Here is an 18,822-nt window from a genome sequence, read left to right as displayed (position 1 = left end):
GGCTTTGCGGTGAGGCATGGCGCTACTCTAGGGCTCTGCGATTAATGGAAAAAGCGCATACAATGGAATAACTATTCATAGCCATGGATAATCAGGCGATCCCTCAGAGGAGTTCCCATGGATCAGCTCCAGGCCATTCGCGCATTCGCCCGCGTGGTGGAAGCCGGCAACTTCACCCGCGCCGCCGACTCGCTGGACATGCCCAACGCCACCCTCAGCAAGCTGGTCCAGGAGCTGGAGGCGCACCTGGGCGTGCGCCTGTTGCAGCGCACCACGCGGCGCGTCACGGTGACGCCCGAGGGCCAGGACTATTACGCCAAGGCCACCCGCGTGCTGCGTGACCTGGAGGACATCGATTCGACCTTCAACATCGCCCGCAGCAAGCCACGCGGGCACCTGCGCATCGATGTGGGCGGCTCCACCGCGCGGGACGTGCTGGTGCCGCTGCTGGCGGATTTTCTCGCGCGTTATCCGGACATCCGCATCGACCTGGGGGTCTCCGACCGCTCGGTGGACCTGATCGGCGACAACGTCGATTGCGTGATCCGTGGCGGCGCGCTGGACGCCTCATCGCTGGTGGCGCGCGGCATCGGCCAGGCGACCATGGTCACCTGTGCCTCGCCCGAGTACCTGCGTCACAACGGCGTCCCCGCCTACCCCGAAGAGCTGCGCAATGGCCACCGGCTGGTCAGCTACCTGTCGCCGCAGAACGGCCGGGCAGTGCCCTTGCGCTTCGAGCGCGACGGCGAACGCAGCGAGCTGAAACTCGAGCACCGCATCGGCGTCAACGAGAGCAACGCACACCTGGCCGCCTGCGTTGCAGGCCTGGGCATCATCCAGACCTTCTCCTACGCCGCCGGCGCCGCCCTGCGCGACGGTACGCTGGTGGAGATTCTGGCGGACTGGCGCCCGTCGCCCTACCCCTTCCATGTCGTCTACCCGCACAACCGCTACGTCACGCATCGTCTGCGGGTGTTCATCGACTGGCTGGTGGAGTGTTTCCCGGCCAGGGTTGCCGGCTGAGCCCTCAGGGCTGCCTGTCGGCCAGCGCCTCCAGCAGTTCCGCCGAGGGTACGAAGAACAGGCTGCCGGTCACCGCCTTGCTGTAGTCCAGCAGGCGGTCGTAGTTGCCGGCCGGGCGACCGATGAACATGTTCTCCAGCATTTCCTCGACCGGCGCTGGCGAGCGCGCATAGCCGATGAAATAGGTGCCGAACTCTCCGGCGCCGGGTCGGCCGAACGGCATGTTGTCGCGCAGGATCTTCACCTCCTGGCCGTCCCGCTCAAGGGTGGTCAGCGAGCTGTGCGAACAACTGGGCTTCACCTCGTCAGCCAGTTCGATGTCGGCCAGTTTGGTGCGCCCGATGATGCGCTCCTGGGCTTCGGTGGAGAGCTGGTTCCAGCCGGTCATATCGTGCAGGTACTTCTGCACCAGCACATAACTGCCGCCGGCAAACGCCGAGTCCTCTTCGCCGATCAGGGTGAAGTGCGGAATCTCGCGGCCTTCCGGGTTCTCGGTGCCGTCGACGAAGCCGATGATGCTGCGCATGTCGAAGTAACGGAAACCCTGCACCTCATCGACCACCGTGACCGCATCGCCCAGGCGCGCGACCAGCTGCGTTGCCAGCTCGAAGCAGAGGTCCATCTGCTCCGCGCGGATATGCAGCAGCAGGTCGCCCGGCGTGGATACCGCGACGCGCTCGCCGCTGCCGATCTCGCGGAAGGCATGCAGGGAAGCCGGCCGCGGTGCGCCGAACAACGCATCCCAGGCCGCTGAACCGAAGCCCACCACACAGGAAAGGTTACCCGTCGGCACGCGCTTGCCGACCGAGCGCACCAGGGCGGAGACGTCCTCGCAGAGCGCGCGCAGCGGGCTCCAGTCCTTGCCCGGCGTCAGGGTCGCGACCAGGAAGATTGCGCTGCGGGTGATGGGGCTGTCGACCGCCTGGGGTTCGGGGAATTCGTTGAGCATATCGTCCATGCGCCGCCTGCGAAGTGAGTATCCGGATATCAAAGCAGATCGCCAGCCAGCGTGACAACGAGCCAGCCGCACAAGGAAGGTTACAATGCCGCCATCGCCACCCCGACCGAATGGGGCCATCCCGGAGCCAGTTGCAGATGTTCACCCTCGCCAGCCTCGACACCTCTCCCCCCGAATCCCTGAAGAGCCAGGTGCTGCAGATGGTCGTGGACTATTTCAGCGACATCAGCCCAGTGCCGCTGACGCCGAGCAATCCGCTGTTCCAGTTGTACCAGTATGTGATCGGCTATGAGGTACACCTGTATCTGCAGGCCATGGACAGCACCCGGGACAGCACGGCGCGCCTGATCCTCGCCCTGGACGATGAAGACCCGTCGCAGGTGCTGGGCTTTGCCCTCTACCTGCCAAGCCCGGACGATGTCCAGGCATGCACCCTCGCCTACCTCGCGGTCCGGGCCAGCCATCGCCGGCACGGGATCGGCCGGGCCCTGCTGCAGCGCATGCTCGACCACCGCCCCCACGCCGAGCTGGCTTGCGCGGCTGGCAAGGTGCCGGTCTTCGAGGCACAGGGCTTCAGGGTGTTGGCGGCGCAGGGCCCGCACGTCCTGATGAACACCCGTGACCAGCGCTCGGACGGCATGGTGGCGGTGCAGGACCTGGCGCCGATCTACCAGTCCAAGGAAGTGCGGCAGATCCACACCTACCTGGTGCAGCAGAACGGCAGCAAGGCGATGCGCGAGGCCGAGAAGAAGCGCGACCGCCTGCTCGACCAGATGACCTGGCAGGCTGCAGAGCTGGTCAGGGAGCGCCGACCGACTCTCCACTGAAACCGGGCCACGGCCCCTTCAGGCACGCCGGCCTGTCGGCCTGATCGAGTAGAGCCCCGCCAGCAGGATCAGCAGCGCTCCTGTGATCGTCCACAGGGTCGGCGCCTCGCCGAAGACGAAGAGGCCGATCAGCGTGGCGAACGCCAGCAGCGAATAGTTGAACGGCTGCAGCGTCGAAGCCTGGGCGTACTTCAGCGCCTGGATCAGCAGCAGTTGGGCGACCACACCCGAGACGGCGACGATCGACATCAGTACTGCCTCACGGGGCGTCGGTGTGACCCAGGCGGGAATCCCCACGCTGGTGACCGCCACGGCGCCCACCACCGCCATGTACAGCGTGGTAGTGGCGAAGGAATCGGTCTGGCCGATGCGCCGGGTGAGGATGTTGAAGAAGGCGAACGTCAGCGCCGCCGCCAACGGGATCAGCGCGGCGGGCTCGAACACACCCCTGCCCGGACGCAGGATCAGCAGGGTACCGCCCAGGCCCACCAGCGCCGCCAACCATTGCCGCCCCACCATTCGTTCGCCAAGGATCAGCCGCGCCAGTCCCAGTGTCATCAACGGGAACACCGCGTAGAGCGCGTGCGTCTCGGCCAGGCCCAGGTGGCGCAGGGCAATGCCGAACAGTGCGATCTCGCCCACGCCGAGCAGTGCGCGGACGATCTGCAAGGCGGGGCTGGCGCTATGCCTGGCTCGCCGCAGCCCGCCCTGCGAGTGGCAAACGAGCAGCGCGAACAACACGAACACCCAGTAGCGCACCATCACCAGTTCGCCCACCGGCAGGTGGCGCACCAGCACCTTGGTGATGCCGTCCTGGCAGGCGAAGATGAACATCGACAACAGGCAGAGGGCGATGCCGAGACGCGAACTGTTGGCGGCGGCCAGCGCGTTGGCCGTGGTCTTGCTGGTCATGGAAAAGGCTCGTGGCAGTTGCGGCGCCCTGCCGGGCACCTCGCAGGCTTGTGCAGCAGAGCGCCGTGCATGGTCAAGCCACAGGGCGCTGGCAAGCACGCCGATGTCGCCCGCAAGCCTCGGCACTTCAATCCGACGCCGCTTCCCTCTACAGTCTGGCGACCCGCTCAAGGCGACAACGGTGATCCATGGACAGGTTTCAGGAAATGACAGTGCTGCTGGCGGTGGCCGAGGCCGGTAATTTCGCCGCAGGCGCCAAACAGCTGGGCCTGTCGCCGCCCAGCGTGACCCGCGCCATCGCCGCGCTGGAGCAACGCCTGGGCACCCTGCTGCTGGCCCGCAGCACGCGCAGCGTGCGGCTGACCGAGGCTGGCCAGCGCTATGTCGAAGACTGCCGGCGCATCCTGCAGGAGCTGGAGGAAGCCGAGGAACTGGCCTCCGGTAGCGCCCTGCGACCGCGCGGCAACCTGACGGTGACCGCCCCGGTGCTGTTCGGCGAGCTGTACCTGATCCCGCTGATCGCCAGCTACCTGGACGCCCATGCCGAGGTGACCGTCAACGCGCTGCTGGTGGACCGTGTGGTGAACATGCTCGACGAGGGCATCGACGTCGCCGTGCGCATCGGCCGGTTGCCCGAGGGCAGCCTGACCGCGCTGAAGGTCGGCGAGATCCGCCCGGTGGTCTGCGCGTCGCCCGACTTCCTCGACCGTCACGGGCGCCCTCGACATCCCGAGGAACTTCTAGACGCGCCGGTGGTGATGGCCACCACCAGCGTGCTGCTGACCGACTGGCAGTTCGTCACCCCGGAAGGGCCGTTGACCCTGCGCCCACCGTCACGCTTCGCGGTCAGCTCGAACAATGCGGCGATCCATGCGGCGCGCCTGGGCTGGGGCTTTACCCGCGTGCTCTCGTACCAGGCCGCCGAGGCCGTGGCGCGCGGCGAGCTGGAAATCGTCCTCGACGCATTTTCCACGGCGCCGCTGCCGATCCACCTGCTCTACCAGGACGCCACGCGGCTGCCGGCCAAGGTGCGCAGCTTCGTCACGCATTGCGCGGAACGCCTGCGCGCCGACCCGGCCCTGCAGCCCGCGAAGCCGTGAACCGCTTCCGCGAAATTCAGGCATTCGATGCCGTCGCACGCTCCGGCAGCCTCGCTGGGGGGGCGCGGCAACTGGGGCTATCCACCGCGACGGTGATGCGCCTGGTGGCCGCGCTGGAGTCCCGCCTGCAATGCGAACTGCTGCTGCGCGGCCCACGCGGAGTCGAGTTGAACGCAAGCGGCGAGGCATTTGCCGCCAGTTGCCAGCGGATTCTCGAAGGCATCGCTGAGGCGGAGCATTCGCTTGGCGGCCTGCAGGCGCATCCGGCCGGGCCACTCAGCCTTTCCCTGCCGTTGCTGATGGCAGATCGGATCTTCGCGCCCATCGCGCTGGACTACCTGGCCGCTTTCCCCGAGATTCGCCTGGTCAGCCAACACCGCGAAGACCTGCCGCGTCTGCTGGAGGACGGCATCGACGTGGCCCTGGTGATAGGCGCCCTGCCCGACTCCTCCGGCTTTGCCCTGCCGGTGGGCACGGTACGGCCGGTGATCTGCGCATCGCCCGACTACCTCGCGCGCCATGGCATGCCGCAGGCGCCGGAAGACCTCAAGGCGCACCGCATCATCGTCGCAGGCAGCCAGGGCGTGGTCAGCGAATGGCGCTTCCGCCATCAGGGCGCAGCACGCTCGGTGCGCCTGGCCCCGCGCCTGACATGCAGCACGACCCACGCAGCAATCCGCGCCGCCAGCCTGGGGCTCGGCTTGACCCGCTGCATGAGCCACGAAGCCCACGTCGAACTGAGCGGCGGGCGCCTGCAACTGGTACTGCAGGACTACGCGGCGCCAGCGCTGCCGGTACAGCTGATCTATCGCGAAGGTCGCCGCGCGGCAGCGCGGGTGCGCACCTTCGTCGATTTCGTGGTGCCGCGTCTGCGCGCGCATCCGGCGTTGCGCGGCTAAGCCCCAGTCACGCACGGCGCCGGCAGACGGCACCGCTGTCCGCAGGCATTTGCGGCCCGATTCGCAGCCGATTGTTCCGCATTCTGAAACGCTGGATTGCCCGCCCTGGCGATTCTGCGCAACCCGCATCCGGCGCAGCATTCACCCATCAGCTCGAGCAACCCGCCACGGCCAGACTCGCGTTGCATACCCACTCAAGCCAAGGAGCCACACTCATGTCCCACACCATCAAGCTCTACCGCCACCCGCTGTCCGGCCACGCCCATCGCATCGAGCTGATGCTCTCGCTGCTGCAATTGCCCACCGAACTGATCTCGGTGGACCTCGCCAAGGGTGCGCACAAGCACCCGGACTTCCTCGCCCTCAACCCCTTCGGCCAGGTGCCGGTGATCGACGACGAAGGCGTCATCGTCGCCGACTCCAATGCCATCCTGGTCTACCTGGCGAAGAAATACGGAAACGGCCGCTGGCTGCCGGAAGATCCGGTCGGCGCCGCCCGCGTGCAACGCTGGCTGTCGGTGGCCGCCGGGCAGGTTGCCTTCGGCCCCGCCGCCGCGCGGCTGATCACTGTATTCGGCGCCGCCTTCAACCCAGAGGAAGTCATCACCCGCGCCCACACCCTGTTCCAGGTGATGGAGCGCGAGCTGGCCAGGACGCCCTTCCTCGCCGGCAGCGAGGCGACCATCGCCGACGTGTCCAACTACTCCTACATTTCCCATGCGCCGGAAGGCAACGTGTCCCTGCAGGAGTACCCGAACCTGCGCGCCTGGCTGGCCCGCGTGGAGGCGCTGCCGCATTTCGTGCCGATGCAGCGCACGGCCATCGGCCTGCAAGCCTGATGCAACCTTCGCTGCCGGGGTGACCCGGCAGCCCCTTAGTCGCGAGGTGCCGCCATGTTCCAGTTACCCAAACACCGTACCTCTCCCTGGCACGCCGGCGAGAAGGCGATCCAGGAGCGCGTTGGCGTCTCGGAGCGCATGGAGGTCCACGGCCAGAAAGTCATCCGCGACTACATGCCCGACCAGCACCGTGAGTTCTACCACCAGTTGCCGTTCATCATCGCCGGTGCCGTGGATGACCAGGGCCGCCCCTGGGCGACCCTGCTCGAAGGCGCGGAGGGCTTCGTCACCTCGCCCGACCCGAAAAGCCTGCTGATCGACAGCGTGCCTGACAGCCAGGACCCCGCCGCCAGTGGTCTGCAAGCCGGCCACCCCATCGGCCTGCTGGGCATCGAACTGCACACCCGCCGGCGCAACCGCATGAATGGCGTCCTCAGCGAAGTGGACGGCGGCCTGCTGACGGTGGCCGTCGAGCACTCCTTCGGCAACTGTCCGCAGTACATCCAGAAACGCGATTGGAGCCGCGACGAGCAGCGCTACAGCCAGCGCGCCCCGCGTGAGGACTTCAGCGCGCTGAACGAGGAACTGGCCGCAATCATCCGCAACGCCGACACTTTCTTCGTCGCCAGCTACGTGCAGCACGAGGATGGCGAGCGGTCGGTGGACGTCTCCCATCGCGGCGGCCGGCCCGGCTTCGTCCGGGTCACCGGCAACCGCCTGACCATCCCCGACTACGCCGGCAACCTGCACTTCAACACCCTGGGCAACCTGCAGGCCAACCCGCAGGCCGGCCTGCTCTTCGTCGATTTCGTGAGCGGCGACGTGCTGCAGGTCCATGGCCGCAGCGAAATCCTCTTCGACAGCCCGCTGCTGACCGCCTTCGAAGGCGCCGAACGCCTGTGGACGCTGGACGTGCAACACGCTGTTCTGCGCCCTGGCGCCCTGGCGCTGCGCTGGAGCTTCCGCGAATACTCGCCCACCAGCCTGATGACTGGCACCTGGGCCGAGGCCGACGCCAAATTGCAGGAACGCGAGCAGCGCCAGCAATGGCAGCGCTGGCAGGTGCTGCGCGTAGAGCCGGAAAGCGAAGACATCCGCTCCTTCTACCTGCAACCGCCAGCCGGCACTGTGGTGAACTTCGCGCCGGGCCAGCACCTGCCCGTGCGCCTGGCCACCGGCGACCAGGCGCTGATCCGCACCTACAGCCTTTCCAGCGCGCCGTCGGACGGCGAGCTGCGCATCAGCGTGAAGGCACAGGGCCCGGCATCCCGGCACCTGCATGAGCAGATTGCTGTCGGCGATCACCTGCAGGTCCGTGCGCCCATGGGCAGCTTCACCCTGAAGCGCGACAGCGAGCGCCCGGTAGTGCTGATCGGCGCAGGCGTGGGCATCACCCCGCTGCTGTCGATGCTGCGCGAACTGGTGGCGGGCCCTGTGAGGCGCGTTGACCTGTTCCAGTCCGCGCGGACGCTGGGTCAGTTGCCATTCCAGCGGGAGATCGCCGAACTGCGCCAGCGCGCGCCGCAACTGCAGGTCCATCGCGCGCTCAGCCGTCCCGAGCCGGAAGCCGAGCTGGGCCGCGACTTCGAACAGGTCGGACGCCTGGATATCGAGGTCATCAAGGCGCGGCTGCCGCTGGACGATTACGACTTCTATGTGTGCGGCCCCGGCGAATTCACCCAGGCGATCTACGACGGCCTGCGCGGGTTGAACATCGTCGATGCCCGCATCCACGCCGAGACCTTCGGTCCCTCGACGCTCAAGCGCCGGGGTGACGGACAGGCGCCGACGCGGGTGCAGCCGCCCGCCGCCACCGAGCCGGTGCCGGTGTACTTCGCAGGCTCCGCCAAGGAGGCGCGCTGGAAGCCCGAGAGCGGCACCCTGCTGGAACTGGCCGAGGCCCGGGGCCTTGCGCCCGACTTCAGTTGCCGCGGTGGCTCCTGCGGCACCTGCCGCACGAAGATCGTCAGCGGCCAGGTGCACTACCCCAACCCGCCGGCGGAACTGCCCGAAGCGGGCAGCGCATTGATCTGCTGCGCCATCCCGGCGCAGGACGACAGCGGCGTGCAACCGCTGATGCTGGACCTCTAGGGAGGCGTATCGATCATGAACGCACTGACAGCATTCGAGAGCGGGAGCGAACGCTTCCCGCGTTGGGACGAGGAAGTCGTCGAAGCGGCACCCGGGCTCTGCGGGCCGAACGAGGCGGAAGTAGGCTTCCTGCTGCCGCAGCTGCTCTCCACGCCCGGTTGCCCGTCGCGCTCGCGCACCGTGGAGTTAGGCGCGGCACTCATTCGCTGGTTCAGACGCGCCGTATAGGAGCGTCGTGCCCGCGAGAGGTGCCAGGAGGAATCAGTCCCCTTCGTCGAGACGCTCGACCCAACGCTCCGCTGCGTCATGAGACGCCTGGAAGGCTTCCTCATGGGACTCCCACGGGCCGATCACCACGTCCAGCGGCGAGACGCCGGCCGGCACCTTGGCCAGTGACAGCAGCACTTCTCCCACCTTGCCGGGAGCGATGTAGCGCGGCGACATCAGCACGGCAATGCCCGTGGACGTCAGGTATTCACTGGGCGCCATGAACGGCGGCTCGACTGACTGCTGCATCTGATTCTCCCCCCGGCCCGCGGATGGGCCTGTTCTGCTCTGGATTGGCAGTGGTGGGCGCGAAGTCCGGCCCCCACTGATTTCCTGACCCAGGGGAGCGAGCGACAGTTCCTGCAGCGAGAGCCCCTGTCGGAGGTAGCGGACAAACGGACGTGGCGGCGGGCAGTTCAAGGTGCGGTCTCAGTCCGCCGACCACACCGCCAGCTGGTAGCCGTCCGGGTCGACGAAGTGGAAGCGGCGGCCACGGGGAAGGCAAAGGTCGCGCGGCTGATGGTGGCGCCGGCGGTTTCCAGGCGCGCCTGGGTCTGCGCGTGGTCGTCGGCCTGGAGGATCACCCGCGGGCCGCCCCGGCGCCTGGCAAGTCATATCGGCCTGATCCTAGGGCAAATTCTCCGATGACAAGCGCGCCGCACCTGTCAGCCGCAGGGGGATTGGCCATTTCACGCTGATTAACGAATAATCATCGCAACCCAGCCAGACTCGCCCTCATGCTCAATGTCCCCCTTGCCAGTGTCGACGATGTCGACCGCGCCGTGCTCGCCATTGGCACCGACTACCCACTCGGCACGCTGCTGCGGCCCCACTCCCATCGCCGTGCGCAGTTCCTCTACGGCATGAGCGGGTTGATGGAGGTGGAGACCGAGGACGGCGCCTGGGTGATCCCGCCCTACAGCGGCGTATGGATTCCTGCGGGCAAGCTGCATCGGGTGCTGATGCGCGGGGTCAGCACGCGCAGCCTGTACATCGACCCGCGAGTGCCGGTACGCGAGACAACACAATGTCAGGCGCTGACCGTTTCGCCGCTGCTGCACCAGCTGCTGCTGGCAAGCGTGGAAGTGCCGGCGCTGCATGACGAACAGGGCCGTGACGGCGACCTGATCCGCCTCCTGCTCCACGAGCTGCGCCAGGCACCGAGCCTGCCGCTGTTCGCTCCGCTGCCTGCGCATCCAGGACTGGCGCAGCTTTGCCGGGACTTCCTGCGCACCCCGGATATCGGCGTCACGGCGGACCTTTGGGCTGCCGAACTGCATTGCAGTACGCGAACCTTCAGCCGCCTGTTCCGCCAGCAGACCGGTCTTTCCTTTGGTGGTTGGCGCCAACAAGCCTGCCTGCTGGCTGCCGTCACCCGTCTCGCGGCGGGAAGTGCGGTCACCCGCGTGGCGCTGGAGCTGGGCTACGACAGCCCGAGCGCCTTCTCCAGCATGTTCCGCCGCAGCCTGGGCGTGGCGCCCAGCAGCTATCAGGTTGCAAGAGCCAGCGCCGGGGCCTAGCGCCGCTCAGGCAATTTGACGGAACCCCGGCCCACCTCGCTCCTTCGATATGCACATGGCGCATCCGCCGCACCACCGCCGTTGCAGGAGTGACCATGCACAACCTGGAAACACCGACCCTGAAGCTGGGCCTGTTCCACCCTTTCGACAGCTTTGGCCAGGCGCTGATCGCTGGCGCCCTGCGCCGCCAGCAGGAAGTTACCGCGCTGCTGGACGACCTCAACCGCTTTCAGGCGCGCCCTGGCTTGCGCTGCAAGTTGGGCACGCTGGAATCCTCGATCTCGGTCAGCGAGGCGGTGGCCGGGCTCGACGTGATCTTCGCCTTCCTCGCCGATCAGCCACCGGAAAAACTGCCGCCGATCTGCGGTGCGCTGATCGATGGCGCGCTGCGCTCGGAAGTGCCGCGCCTGCTGCTGATCGGCCATTGGCGATGGCTGGTGGAACCGGCCGACGCCGATGAAGAACAGCTCGCCGCAGGTCTTGCCCGCAGCCTGGAAGTGAGCGGGCTCGACTGGACACTGGTGGAAGCGCCGCCAATGCCCGAGGGGCTGCGCATCGATGATTTCAGCCGGGCCGGCTCCGCCTCGGAGCAGGACACCACGCTGGCGCTCTCCTATGCCGAGGCGCTGCTCGACGAAATGCAGCTGAGCCTGCACAGCGGTCAATGCCTGCGCCTGCGCAGCGGCGAGGAGTAACGTCATGTCCGGGCCCGATGCGCTCAGCCAATCCTTGGCCACCCTGCTTCTGGCACTGGCCTTCAGCGCCTTCATCCTCTTCGTGCGCGGCTACCGCCCCGCAGGCGTCAGCGCTCTCTGGTATGACCTGGTGCTGGTTTTCGTCGGCCTCTGGCTCGCGCTCTGGCCGGAGCTGGGCACCTTCTTCCGTCAGACGAGCCTGGACAGCGCCATGGGGCTGCTGGCGCAGGTACTCGCCACCTTGGTGGGCGGGATTCTCGGCGCGGGCGTCGCCTACGTGCTGCGGCGGATGATGCGCGAGAGCAAGGGCGCGGGAGGGCGTGCAAGACGCCCCCGTTGAAGCCCCGCCGCCCGCTGATGGCCCGGGTTGCACCGGGCCGAGCGGCAAGGTGACTGCCGCTATGCAGACCAACGACGGAACAGCACGCTGGCGTTGACTCCGCCAAAGCCGAAACCATTGGACAGGGCAAAGTCCGTATCCAGCGCGCGGGGCTCTCCTGCCGCAATGTTGAGCCCTGCGGCCAAGGGGTCCGCGTGGATCAGGTTGAGCGTCGCCGGCGCCACCTGGTCCCGCAGCGCGAGGACGGTGAAGATCGCCTCGATCCCTCCGGCAGCCCCCAGCAGATGGCCCGTGGAGGATTTGGTGGCGCTGATGACAGGCGATGCCACGCCGTCGAAGACCGCCCTGATGGCCGCCAGCTCCGCCTTGTCGCCCACCGCGGTTGACGTGGCATGGGCGTTCAGGTGCCCCACCTGCTCCGGCGAGACCCCGGCCTGCAGCAAGGCCTGCCTCATCGCGCGCTGGGCGCCTTCGCCGTCTTCCGGGCCCGAGGTGATGTGGTGGGCGTCGGCGCTGGTGCCGTAGCCCACCAGTTCCGCCAGCGGCGTCGCCCCTCGCGCCAGGGCGTGTTCGAGTTCTTCGATGACCAGCAGCCCGGCGCCCTCGCTCATGACGAAACCTTCGCGCGCCTCATCGAAGGGCCGCGAGGCGGATGCGGGGCGGTCGTTGAATTCGCTGGCCAAGGTCCTGGCGGCGGCGAATCCGGCGAGGCTGACACGGTGGATGGCAGCCTCCGCTCCACCACAGAGCGCCACGTCCACCTCGCCTGCCAGGATCATCCGCGCCGCATCGCCGATCGCCTGGACGCCCGCCGCACAGGCGGTCACCGGCGCGCCGAGCGGCCCTTTCAGGCGATGGCGAATGGAGACCTGGCCGGCCGCCAGGTTGCACAGGAAGGAGGGAATGGTGAAGGGCGACAGTCGGCGCGGGCCCTTGCTGTCCGTGGTGCGCACGGCCTCAGCGATGGCCGGGAAGCCGCCGATGCCCGAGGCGATGATGGTGGCGGTGCGTTCCTGCTGGTGGGGCTGCTCGGGATGCCAGCCGGCCTGCGCCAGCGCTTCCTCGGCCGCTGCCAGGGCAAACAGGATGAAACGATCGACCTTGCGCTGCTCCTTAGCGGGCAGCACCCGATCAGGATCGAAACCACCTTGCGGGTCCTCGCCCCGGCCGGGCACCTGGCCGCCGATGCGCACCGGCAGGTCGCCAACCAGCTCCACCGGCAGTTCCCGAATGCCGGACCGGCCCGCCAGCAGCCGCTCCCAGACCAGACCCACGCCACAACCCAGCGGCGTGACCGCCCCCATTCCCGTAACGACGATGCGCTTTTTCATGAAGACCTCATTCCTCTCGCGGTTTGGTACGATCTGGATGAAAGACGTTACTATCATAATGAAAGTAACAATCTGTCTTCACTTTTTTCCAGACAGGAGCGAGCGACCTCGATGCAGCGCAAGACACTGTTGAATTCGGAATGCCCCGTGGCGCTGAGCCTTGAACACGTCGGCGAATGGTGGAGCCTGCTGATCATGCGCGACGCCCTGCAGGGCCTGCGTCGATTCGATGAGTTCTCCAGAAGCCTGGAAATCGCCCCGAACATGCTGACCCGCCGGCTCAACGCCCTGGTGGAAGCCGGGCTGCTGGAGAAACGCGCCTACAGCGTCCGGCCCTTGCGCCACGAATACGTCCCGACTGGACGAGGACGCGACCTGATCGGGGTGATTTTTGCCTTCATCGCGTGGGGCAACGAGCACTTCGCCCAGCGTGAAGACAGTGTCCGGGTAGTCGAGAAAGCCACGGGCAGGACCGTTCAACCGATGATGGTCGATGTCGAGTCGGGCAAAGTCGTGCCCTGGGAAGACTGCGAGGTGATCGCAGGCCCTGGCGCCAGCGACGAAATGCGCGAGAGGATCGCCGGGATCAGGGCCCGTCAGGAGTAAGACAGCCCGCTCTCACGACGGGCTGTTCCGACTGCGCGAACCGCATCAGATGGTGCGCGAGAAGCGCTCCTGCTGCGCGCCACCGAGGTAAGCATCGAAGGCCATCGCCACGCTGCGCATCATCAGCTGGCCCTGCGGCAGCAGCACCAGCGCGTCGTCGTGCAGCTCCACCAGGCCATCGCCGACCTGCTCGCTCAGTTGCCGCAGCGAGCCCTCGAAGTAGTCGCCGAAACGGATGCCGTGGCGCTCTTCCAGCGGGGCGTAGTCCACGCGGCCATGGCACATCAGCGTGCTGATCACGTCGCGGCGCAGGCGGTCGTCGTCGGTCAGGCCGTAGCCCTTGTGCACCGGCAGCAGGCCTTCGTCGAGCCGCGCGTAGTACTGCGACAGCTCCTTCACGTTCTGCCCGTAGGTATCGCCGACCTTGCTGATGGACGACACGCCCAGGGCGATCAGGTCGCAATCGGCATGGGTCGAATAACCCTGGAAGTTGCGCTGCAGGGTACCGTTGCTGCGAGCCACCGCGAGCTCGTCGTCGGGCAGCGCGAAGTGGTCCATGCCGATGTAGACATAGCCCGCCTCGGTCAATCGCTGGATGGTCAGCTCCAGCAGTTCCAGCTTGCGCCCCGGCGGTGGCATATCCTCGCGGCGGATCAGCCGCTGCGCGCGCACCCGCTCGGGCAGGTGCGCATAGCTGTAGGCGGCGATGCGGTCGGGGCGCAGGGCGATGATCTTGGCCAGCGTCGTGTCGAAGCTCGCCACGGTCTGCAGCGGCAGGCCGTAGATCAGGTCCACCGACACCGACTTGAACTTCGCCTCGCGGGCAGCCTGCACCAGGTCGAAGACCTGTTGTTCGCTCTGCACACGGTTGACCGCCTGCTGCACCTGCTCGTCGAAATCCTGCACGCCGAAGCTCAGGCGGTTGAAGCCCTGGGCGCGCAGCTCGGCGATGCGCTCGCGGCTGATGGTGCGCGGGTCGACTTCGATGGAGAACTCGTGGGCGTCGCTTTCGTCGAGGTTGAAGTGCTGGCGCAGGCTGTCCATCACCTCACCCAACTGCTCGCTGGTCAGGTAGGTCGGCGTGCCGCCGCCCAGGTGCAGCTGGGTAAGCTTGCGGGTGCCGTCGAACAGCTCGGCCTGCATGGCAATCTCGCGCTTGAGGTAGTCCAGGTATTCCACGGCGCGGTGGGTCTTCTGGGTGATGATCTTGTTGCAGGCGCAGTAGTAGCAGAGGCTCCTGCAGAACGGGATATGGATGTACACCGAGAGCGGCTTGGCCGGGCTCCCGTCGGCAGGATGGTTGCTGCGCCGGGCAGCCGCTCGGTAGTCGTCGGCAGCGAACGCGCCATGGAACTGCGGTGCGGTGGGATAGGAGGTATAGCGCGGGCCGGGACGGTCGTACTTCTCCACCAGCGCGCGGTTGAAACTCATCGATTCGGGCATGACACGGGCTCCTGAGGCGCTGGCAGTCTGACGCTGCGAGTCGCGCGGCAACCTTACCGCTGTCCCCGATCCCACGCCCTGCGCAGGATCAAGACTTCCCTCCAGTCAGGCACAGCGCGGCACTCATGCGGTGGCAACCGACAGCCGGCACGGATTCAAGAATCGTCGCGGCGGATGGTGGAGATGAAGCGGGTGGGAATCGACATCAGCAGAGTGCAGGCCGACACCGCCAGCATCACGCCGCCGCTGCCCAGCGGCAGGTAGCTGGCGACAACGATCAGCAACCAGAGCGGGCTCCAGCGCCGGCGCGGTGGCTTTTCCATGGTTCCGGCCTCCCGGCCCCAGAGCGAACACTCGTGAACCCGGACAGCCTGATGGCCACTGGCTGCCCTGGCCATCCGAGCTGAGCTGCAGAGACGCCCGGCAAAAGCATCGTGGAGGCGACGGGAGTGGTGCAAACCCGACCGAATGAGGCCTGCCGGCGTACCGAAAGGCCAGCAAGGGCGCTTACAATCGCGGTTTTGCCGCTCGTGCAGTACGGTTTTCGAAAATGGCGCTCGATCCACCCACCATGTTGACTATCTCGGTCGCCCTTGCGGCGGCCGCAGCGCTGTATCTGGCCATCGAATGGCGCAGCGTGCGCGAACGCTCGCTGCTCTACTGGAGCGCGGGCTTCGCCACCATCACCCTCGGCTCTACCCTCGCCCTGTTGCGCATGAGCGGCTACCTGCTGGTCGGCGTCTGGTTCGCCAACGGCCTGCTGGTGCTGGCCCACTGGTTCTTCCTCAGCGGCGTGGCGAAGTTCACCGAGGCGCGGTTGTCACGCGGCTGGCTGCTCGTCCCACTCACCTGGATAGCCCTGCTGGCGCTGCCCGACGGTGGCCCGCTGTGGTCCAAGCTCATGCTGCTGGCCAACTCCTGGCTGGTCGCCCTGCTCTCCCTGCGCGCCAGTTACCTGCTGCGCTCCCACGGCAAGTCCCTGAGCGTGGGCGCGGTGCAATTGCGCTACGTGATGCTGGTGCACGGCGCCTTCTACCTGGCCAAGGGTGCGACGGTGATCATCCCCGGCACGCTGATCGACCTCGCCGCCTTCCGTGGCGAGATCATCCAGATTTCTCTGGTCGAGGGTGCGATGGCGATCATGCTGATCGCCCTGTCGATGACCGGCACCGAGCGCTATCGCCGAGAGAAACGCATCGCCCGACTGGCCGCCCGTGACCCGCTGACCACCCTGTACAACCGCCGTGCGCTGGAAGTCCGCGCGCCCCGCGTGTTCGAGGACATCTCCCCGGAGCGCCCCGGTGCGCTGCTGCTGATCGACATCGACAATTTCAAGCAGGTCAACGACCTGCACGGGCATAGCGCCGGCGACCGCCTGCTGGTGGCGCTCAGCGAGATGATCCGCGCCGCACTGCCCGAGCGGGCCGTGGCGGCGCGCCTGGGCGGTGACGAGTTCGTCATCCTGCTGAGCAATGTCGGCGGCGAACAGGTGATGGAGCTGGCCGGCAAGCTGCGCGAGCAGTTCCAGAACACCGCCACGCAGAACTTCGCCACGCCTCAGGCGGTGACCCTGAGCATCGGCGCCAACCTGTTCGACCAGCCGCCGACCAGCCTTGCCGCGCTGATCGAGCAAGGCGATGCCGCGCTCTATGAGTCCAAGCGCGGCGGCCGCGACAGCATCCGCCTGATGGACCGCACGGTTACCGGTGGCGACCCGCTGCGGCTGGGCTGATTCGCGCTGATGCGAACAACGCGGCTTGCACGGGGCGGGCCGTGCGGGAACCTCAGCCGCGGCGCGACGGCGCCGCGTACTGCGGCATGGTGATGCAACCGATGTTGCCGCCGCCCAGGAGGATTTCCCGTGAGTTGTCGATGCCGATCACGCGCTTGTCCGGGAACAGCTCAGCCAGCACGCCCTGGGCGATGCGGTCGTTGGGATCGTTGAAGAACGGCATGACGATGGCCGAGTTGCCGGTGTAGAAGTTGATATAGGAGGCGCATATTTTCGTGCCTTCCTGGCGGTCGAAACTGCCATCGACCTGATCCAGGCCCTCGGCCTCGGCAGCCGTCCATTCCAGCACCTGCGGCTGCGGCAGCTTGTGCACCTGCAAAGAGTTGCCACGGGCGTCGCGCGCACTGCGCAGCACGTCGTAGGCCTCCTGGTAGATTTCCCACTGCGGGTCGCTGCGGTCGTCCGTCCACTGCATCACCACCACGCCCGGCCGCACGAAGCAGGCGAGGTCGTCGACGTGGCCATCGGTTTCGTCGAACCTGCAGCCGCGCGGCAGCCAGATCACCTGCTCGGCGCCCAGGTAGTCACAGAGCCGGCGGGTAACCTCTTCCTTGCCCAGATGGGCGTTGCGGTTGCGGTTGAGCAGGCATTGCTCGGTGGTCAGCAACGTGCCTTGGCCGTCGCTGCGAATGCTGCCCATCTCGGCAATGATCGAAGCGCGGTAGCGGTCAAGACCCTCGATTTCGAGGATTTTCTGCGCGATCTGGTCGTCCTTGTCCCAGGGATAGTAGAGGCCGCCATCGAGCCCGCCGTAGGCGTTGAACTGGAAGTCCACGCCACGCCTCTCGCCGGTGGCGTCATTGACCAGGAAAGCCGGGCCGCTGTCGCGGAACCAGGTGTCGTTGCAGGTCATCTCCACCACCCGCACGTGCTCGGGAAGCATGCGGCGGGCGTTGGCATATTGCGCGGCAGAGGCGCAGACGGTCACCGGCTCGCTGCTGGCGATGGCGCTCACCACCTCGACCCAGACCTTCTGTGCCGGCTTGCCGCCATTGCGCCAGACATCCGGCCGCTCGGGCCAGCCGAGCCAGCAGCGGGCCTTGGGTTCGAACTCGCCGGGCAGGCGGAAGCCGTCGGCCTTGGGCATTGTGCTGTGGGTGCGGGACATCGGCGGTACTCCGGAATGCGTCAGGGTATGGCCCAAGATTGCCCGCCCGGAGCGCCGGGGACCATTGATGAAATTCGCGGAATACCTGAATTGGATTCAACACTCCACCAGGAAATCGATGAATCCAACAGTGACATAGGCCAAGGTCAGGTCTCGCTCAACTGGTCGGTGAACCATTCGATGAAACCGCTGACCGCCGGTTTTTCCAGGCGCAACCGTTCGCACACCAGCGCGTACTGCCCCAGGGAAGTGATCTGCGCCGCGAAGGGCCGTACCAGCCGCCCGCTGGCCAGGTCTTCGGCGCTCGTCAGGTTGTCGCCAATGGCTACGCCCTGCCCGCGCACGGCTGCCTCCATGGTCAGTCCGGCGTGGCCGAGATAGACATGGCGGCTGGGGCGGATGTCGCCGGCGTGGGTGGTCAGCCAGGCGGTCCAGGACTTGCCGTCCTGGTCGTCGTGCAGCAGGCAATGGCGCGCCAGGTCGCGCGGGTGCTTGAGCGGCGACTGGTTGAACAGGCCGGGGCTGCACACCGGGAAGAACTGCAGGGTCGGCAACGGCCGCACGAAATAGGTGCTGGCGTCCGCCGGCCCGGTGCCGTAGGTGATCGCCAGATCGATATCCGCCGCCGGCCCCGCTGCCTCCAGCGGCTGTTCATGCAGGTGCAGGACGATCTCCGGATGACGCTCGGCGAAGTCGGCCAGCCGGCCCACCATCCACTTCTGCGCCAGCTCCACCGTCACCGCGATATGCAGTTGCGCCTGGGAACCGGGGTCGCGCAACTCGTCGCACGCCGAACCGATCAGCTCGAACGCCTGTTGCAGGCTGCGCAGCAGTTTCCGCGCCTGGGCAGTAGGCTGCACCTGGCGGCCCTGGCGCTCGAACAGCGTTGCCCCCAGTTGTTCTTCCAACTGGCGTATCTGGTGGCTGACCGCACTGTCGGTCACGCACAGCTCGGCAGCAGCGCGGCCAAAGTGCGCATGGCGGGCGGCGGATTCGAAGGTGCGCAAGGCGGTGAGCGAAGGCAGGCGGCGCATGGTCGGCGGTTCTTTTCAGCAAAGTGGCGGCCGGCAT

20 protein-coding genes and 1 pseudogene are annotated in these 18,822 nt (G+C 67.0%); 12 read left to right on the top strand and 9 right to left on the bottom strand.

Features of this window, described 5'->3' with window-relative positions; genetic code table 11:
• Positions 1 to 117: 117 nt before the first annotated feature.
• On the top strand, positions 118 to 1,023 hold the full coding sequence (locus tag MJ122_RS05885) for a LysR family transcriptional regulator (protein ID WP_017519157.1): 906 nt from the start codon (positions 118 to 120) through the stop codon (positions 1,021 to 1,023).
• Positions 1,024 to 1,027: 4 nt separating this feature from the next.
• On the opposite strand, the gene MJ122_RS05880 is transcribed toward MJ122_RS05885, so the two are convergent.
• Positions 1,028 to 1,972: a Dyp-type peroxidase gene (locus MJ122_RS05880; protein ID WP_239743299.1), complete on the bottom strand. Its 945-nt coding sequence runs from the start codon at positions 1,970 to 1,972 to the stop codon at positions 1,028 to 1,030.
• 146 nt (positions 1,973 to 2,118) lie between these two features.
• On the opposite strand from MJ122_RS05880, the gene MJ122_RS05875 reads away from it, so the two are divergent.
• A complete protein-coding gene (locus MJ122_RS05875; protein WP_239742924.1) occupies positions 2,119 to 2,808 on the top strand; it encodes a GNAT family N-acetyltransferase in 690 nt (229 codons plus the stop codon).
• Positions 2,809 to 2,826: 18 nt separating this feature from the next.
• On the opposite strand, the gene MJ122_RS05870 is transcribed toward MJ122_RS05875, so the two are convergent.
• Positions 2,827 to 3,720 (bottom strand): DMT family transporter, encoded by an 894-nt coding sequence (locus MJ122_RS05870; protein WP_239742922.1) that lies wholly within the window; start codon positions 3,718 to 3,720, stop codon positions 2,827 to 2,829.
• 188 nt (positions 3,721 to 3,908) lie between these two features.
• On the opposite strand from MJ122_RS05870, the gene MJ122_RS05865 reads away from it, so the two are divergent.
• From MJ122_RS05865 to MJ122_RS05845, 5 genes are all read left to right on the top strand, one after another.
• Positions 3,909 to 4,820: a LysR family transcriptional regulator gene (locus MJ122_RS05865; protein ID WP_088421043.1), complete on the top strand. Its 912-nt coding sequence runs from the start codon at positions 3,909 to 3,911 to the stop codon at positions 4,818 to 4,820.
• Positions 4,817 to 5,719 carry a LysR substrate-binding domain-containing protein gene (locus MJ122_RS05860; RefSeq protein ID WP_239742919.1) on the top strand — a complete coding sequence of 301 codons (903 nt, stop codon included), beginning with the start codon at positions 4,817 to 4,819 and terminating at the stop codon, positions 5,717 to 5,719. The genes MJ122_RS05865 and MJ122_RS05860 overlap by 4 nt, the downstream gene beginning before the upstream one ends.
• Positions 5,720 to 5,934: 215 nt before the next feature.
• A complete protein-coding gene (locus MJ122_RS05855) occupies positions 5,935 to 6,558 on the top strand; it encodes a glutathione S-transferase (RefSeq protein WP_088421041.1) in 624 nt (207 codons plus the stop codon).
• Positions 6,559 to 6,612: 54 nt separating this feature from the next.
• Positions 6,613 to 8,649 carry a pyridoxamine 5'-phosphate oxidase family protein gene (locus MJ122_RS05850; protein ID WP_239742917.1) on the top strand — a complete coding sequence of 679 codons (2,037 nt, stop codon included), beginning with the start codon at positions 6,613 to 6,615 and terminating at the stop codon, positions 8,647 to 8,649.
• Between the two features lie 15 nt (positions 8,650 to 8,664).
• Complete coding sequence (locus tag MJ122_RS05845) at positions 8,665 to 8,877, top strand: hypothetical protein (protein ID WP_239742915.1); 213 nt, start codon at positions 8,665 to 8,667, stop codon at positions 8,875 to 8,877.
• 33 nt (positions 8,878 to 8,910) lie between these two features.
• On the opposite strand, the gene MJ122_RS05840 is transcribed toward MJ122_RS05845, so the two are convergent.
• Together MJ122_RS05840 and MJ122_RS05835 are read right to left on the bottom strand one after the other, a co-directional pair.
• Positions 8,911 to 9,165, bottom strand: coding sequence for a hypothetical protein (locus MJ122_RS05840; RefSeq protein WP_088421038.1), 255 nt, complete (start codon positions 9,163 to 9,165; stop codon positions 8,911 to 8,913).
• Between the two features lie 180 nt (positions 9,166 to 9,345).
• A pseudogene (locus MJ122_RS05835) lies at positions 9,346 to 9,518 on the bottom strand (VOC family protein); the annotation flags it as partial.
• 135 nt (positions 9,519 to 9,653) lie between these two features.
• Here MJ122_RS05835 and MJ122_RS05830 point away from each other — a divergent pair.
• The 3 genes from MJ122_RS05830 to MJ122_RS05820 all read left to right on the top strand — a co-directional run bounded on the left by MJ122_RS05830 (position 9,654) and on the right by MJ122_RS05820 (position 11,471).
• Entirely contained in the window at positions 9,654 to 10,436 is a 783-nt protein-coding gene (locus MJ122_RS05830; protein ID WP_239742913.1) for a helix-turn-helix transcriptional regulator, read from the top strand.
• A gap of 95 nt (positions 10,437 to 10,531) precedes the next feature.
• Positions 10,532 to 11,131, top strand: a complete 600-nt coding sequence (locus MJ122_RS05825; RefSeq protein WP_239742911.1) for an NAD(P)H-binding protein — start codon at positions 10,532 to 10,534, stop codon at positions 11,129 to 11,131.
• 4 nt (positions 11,132 to 11,135) lie between these two features.
• Positions 11,136 to 11,471, top strand: coding sequence for a hypothetical protein (locus MJ122_RS05820; RefSeq protein ID WP_239742910.1), 336 nt, complete (start codon positions 11,136 to 11,138; stop codon positions 11,469 to 11,471).
• 59 nt (positions 11,472 to 11,530) lie between these two features.
• On the opposite strand, the gene fabF is transcribed toward MJ122_RS05820, so the two are convergent.
• On the bottom strand, positions 11,531 to 12,802 hold the full coding sequence (gene fabF / locus MJ122_RS05815) for a beta-ketoacyl-ACP synthase II (RefSeq protein WP_239742908.1): 1,272 nt from the start codon (positions 12,800 to 12,802) through the stop codon (positions 11,531 to 11,533).
• 111 nt (positions 12,803 to 12,913) lie between these two features.
• Here fabF and MJ122_RS05810 point away from each other — a divergent pair, with 111 nt between their 5' ends.
• On the top strand, positions 12,914 to 13,408 hold the full coding sequence (locus MJ122_RS05810) for a helix-turn-helix domain-containing protein (protein WP_239742906.1): 495 nt from the start codon (positions 12,914 to 12,916) through the stop codon (positions 13,406 to 13,408).
• 45 nt (positions 13,409 to 13,453) lie between these two features.
• On the opposite strand, the gene hemN is transcribed toward MJ122_RS05810, so the two are convergent.
• Positions 13,454 to 14,851 (bottom strand): oxygen-independent coproporphyrinogen III oxidase, encoded by a 1,398-nt coding sequence (gene hemN, locus MJ122_RS05805; protein ID WP_239742904.1) that lies wholly within the window; start codon positions 14,849 to 14,851, stop codon positions 13,454 to 13,456.
• A gap of 155 nt (positions 14,852 to 15,006) precedes the next feature.
• Complete coding sequence (locus tag MJ122_RS05800; RefSeq protein ID WP_239742902.1) at positions 15,007 to 15,174, bottom strand: hypothetical protein; 168 nt, start codon at positions 15,172 to 15,174, stop codon at positions 15,007 to 15,009.
• 227 nt (positions 15,175 to 15,401) lie between these two features.
• On the opposite strand from MJ122_RS05800, the gene MJ122_RS05795 reads away from it, so the two are divergent.
• Positions 15,402 to 16,583 carry a GGDEF domain-containing protein gene (locus MJ122_RS05795; RefSeq protein WP_088421031.1) on the top strand — a complete coding sequence of 394 codons (1,182 nt, stop codon included), beginning with the start codon at positions 15,402 to 15,404 and terminating at the stop codon, positions 16,581 to 16,583.
• Between the two features lie 52 nt (positions 16,584 to 16,635).
• On the opposite strand, the gene aguA is transcribed toward MJ122_RS05795, so the two are convergent.
• Both aguA and MJ122_RS05785 read right to left on the bottom strand, forming a co-directional pair.
• The gene (aguA, locus tag MJ122_RS05790; protein ID WP_239742900.1) at positions 16,636 to 17,751 is read right to left on the bottom strand and encodes an agmatine deiminase; all 1,116 of its coding nucleotides are present in this window, start codon (positions 17,749 to 17,751) and stop codon (positions 16,636 to 16,638) included.
• 146 nt (positions 17,752 to 17,897) lie between these two features.
• Positions 17,898 to 18,785 (bottom strand): LysR substrate-binding domain-containing protein, encoded by an 888-nt coding sequence (locus MJ122_RS05785; RefSeq protein WP_239742898.1) that lies wholly within the window; start codon positions 18,783 to 18,785, stop codon positions 17,898 to 17,900.
• Positions 18,786 to 18,822: the final 37 nt, after the last annotated feature.

Source organism: Pseudomonas sp. DP-17, from assembly GCF_022380625.1.
Lineage (GTDB): Bacteria > Pseudomonadota > Gammaproteobacteria > Pseudomonadales > Pseudomonadaceae > Pseudomonas > Pseudomonas nitroreducens_A.
Note: the sequence above shows the minus strand (reverse complement) of the source record. Positions and strands in the feature narration are given on the sequence as shown.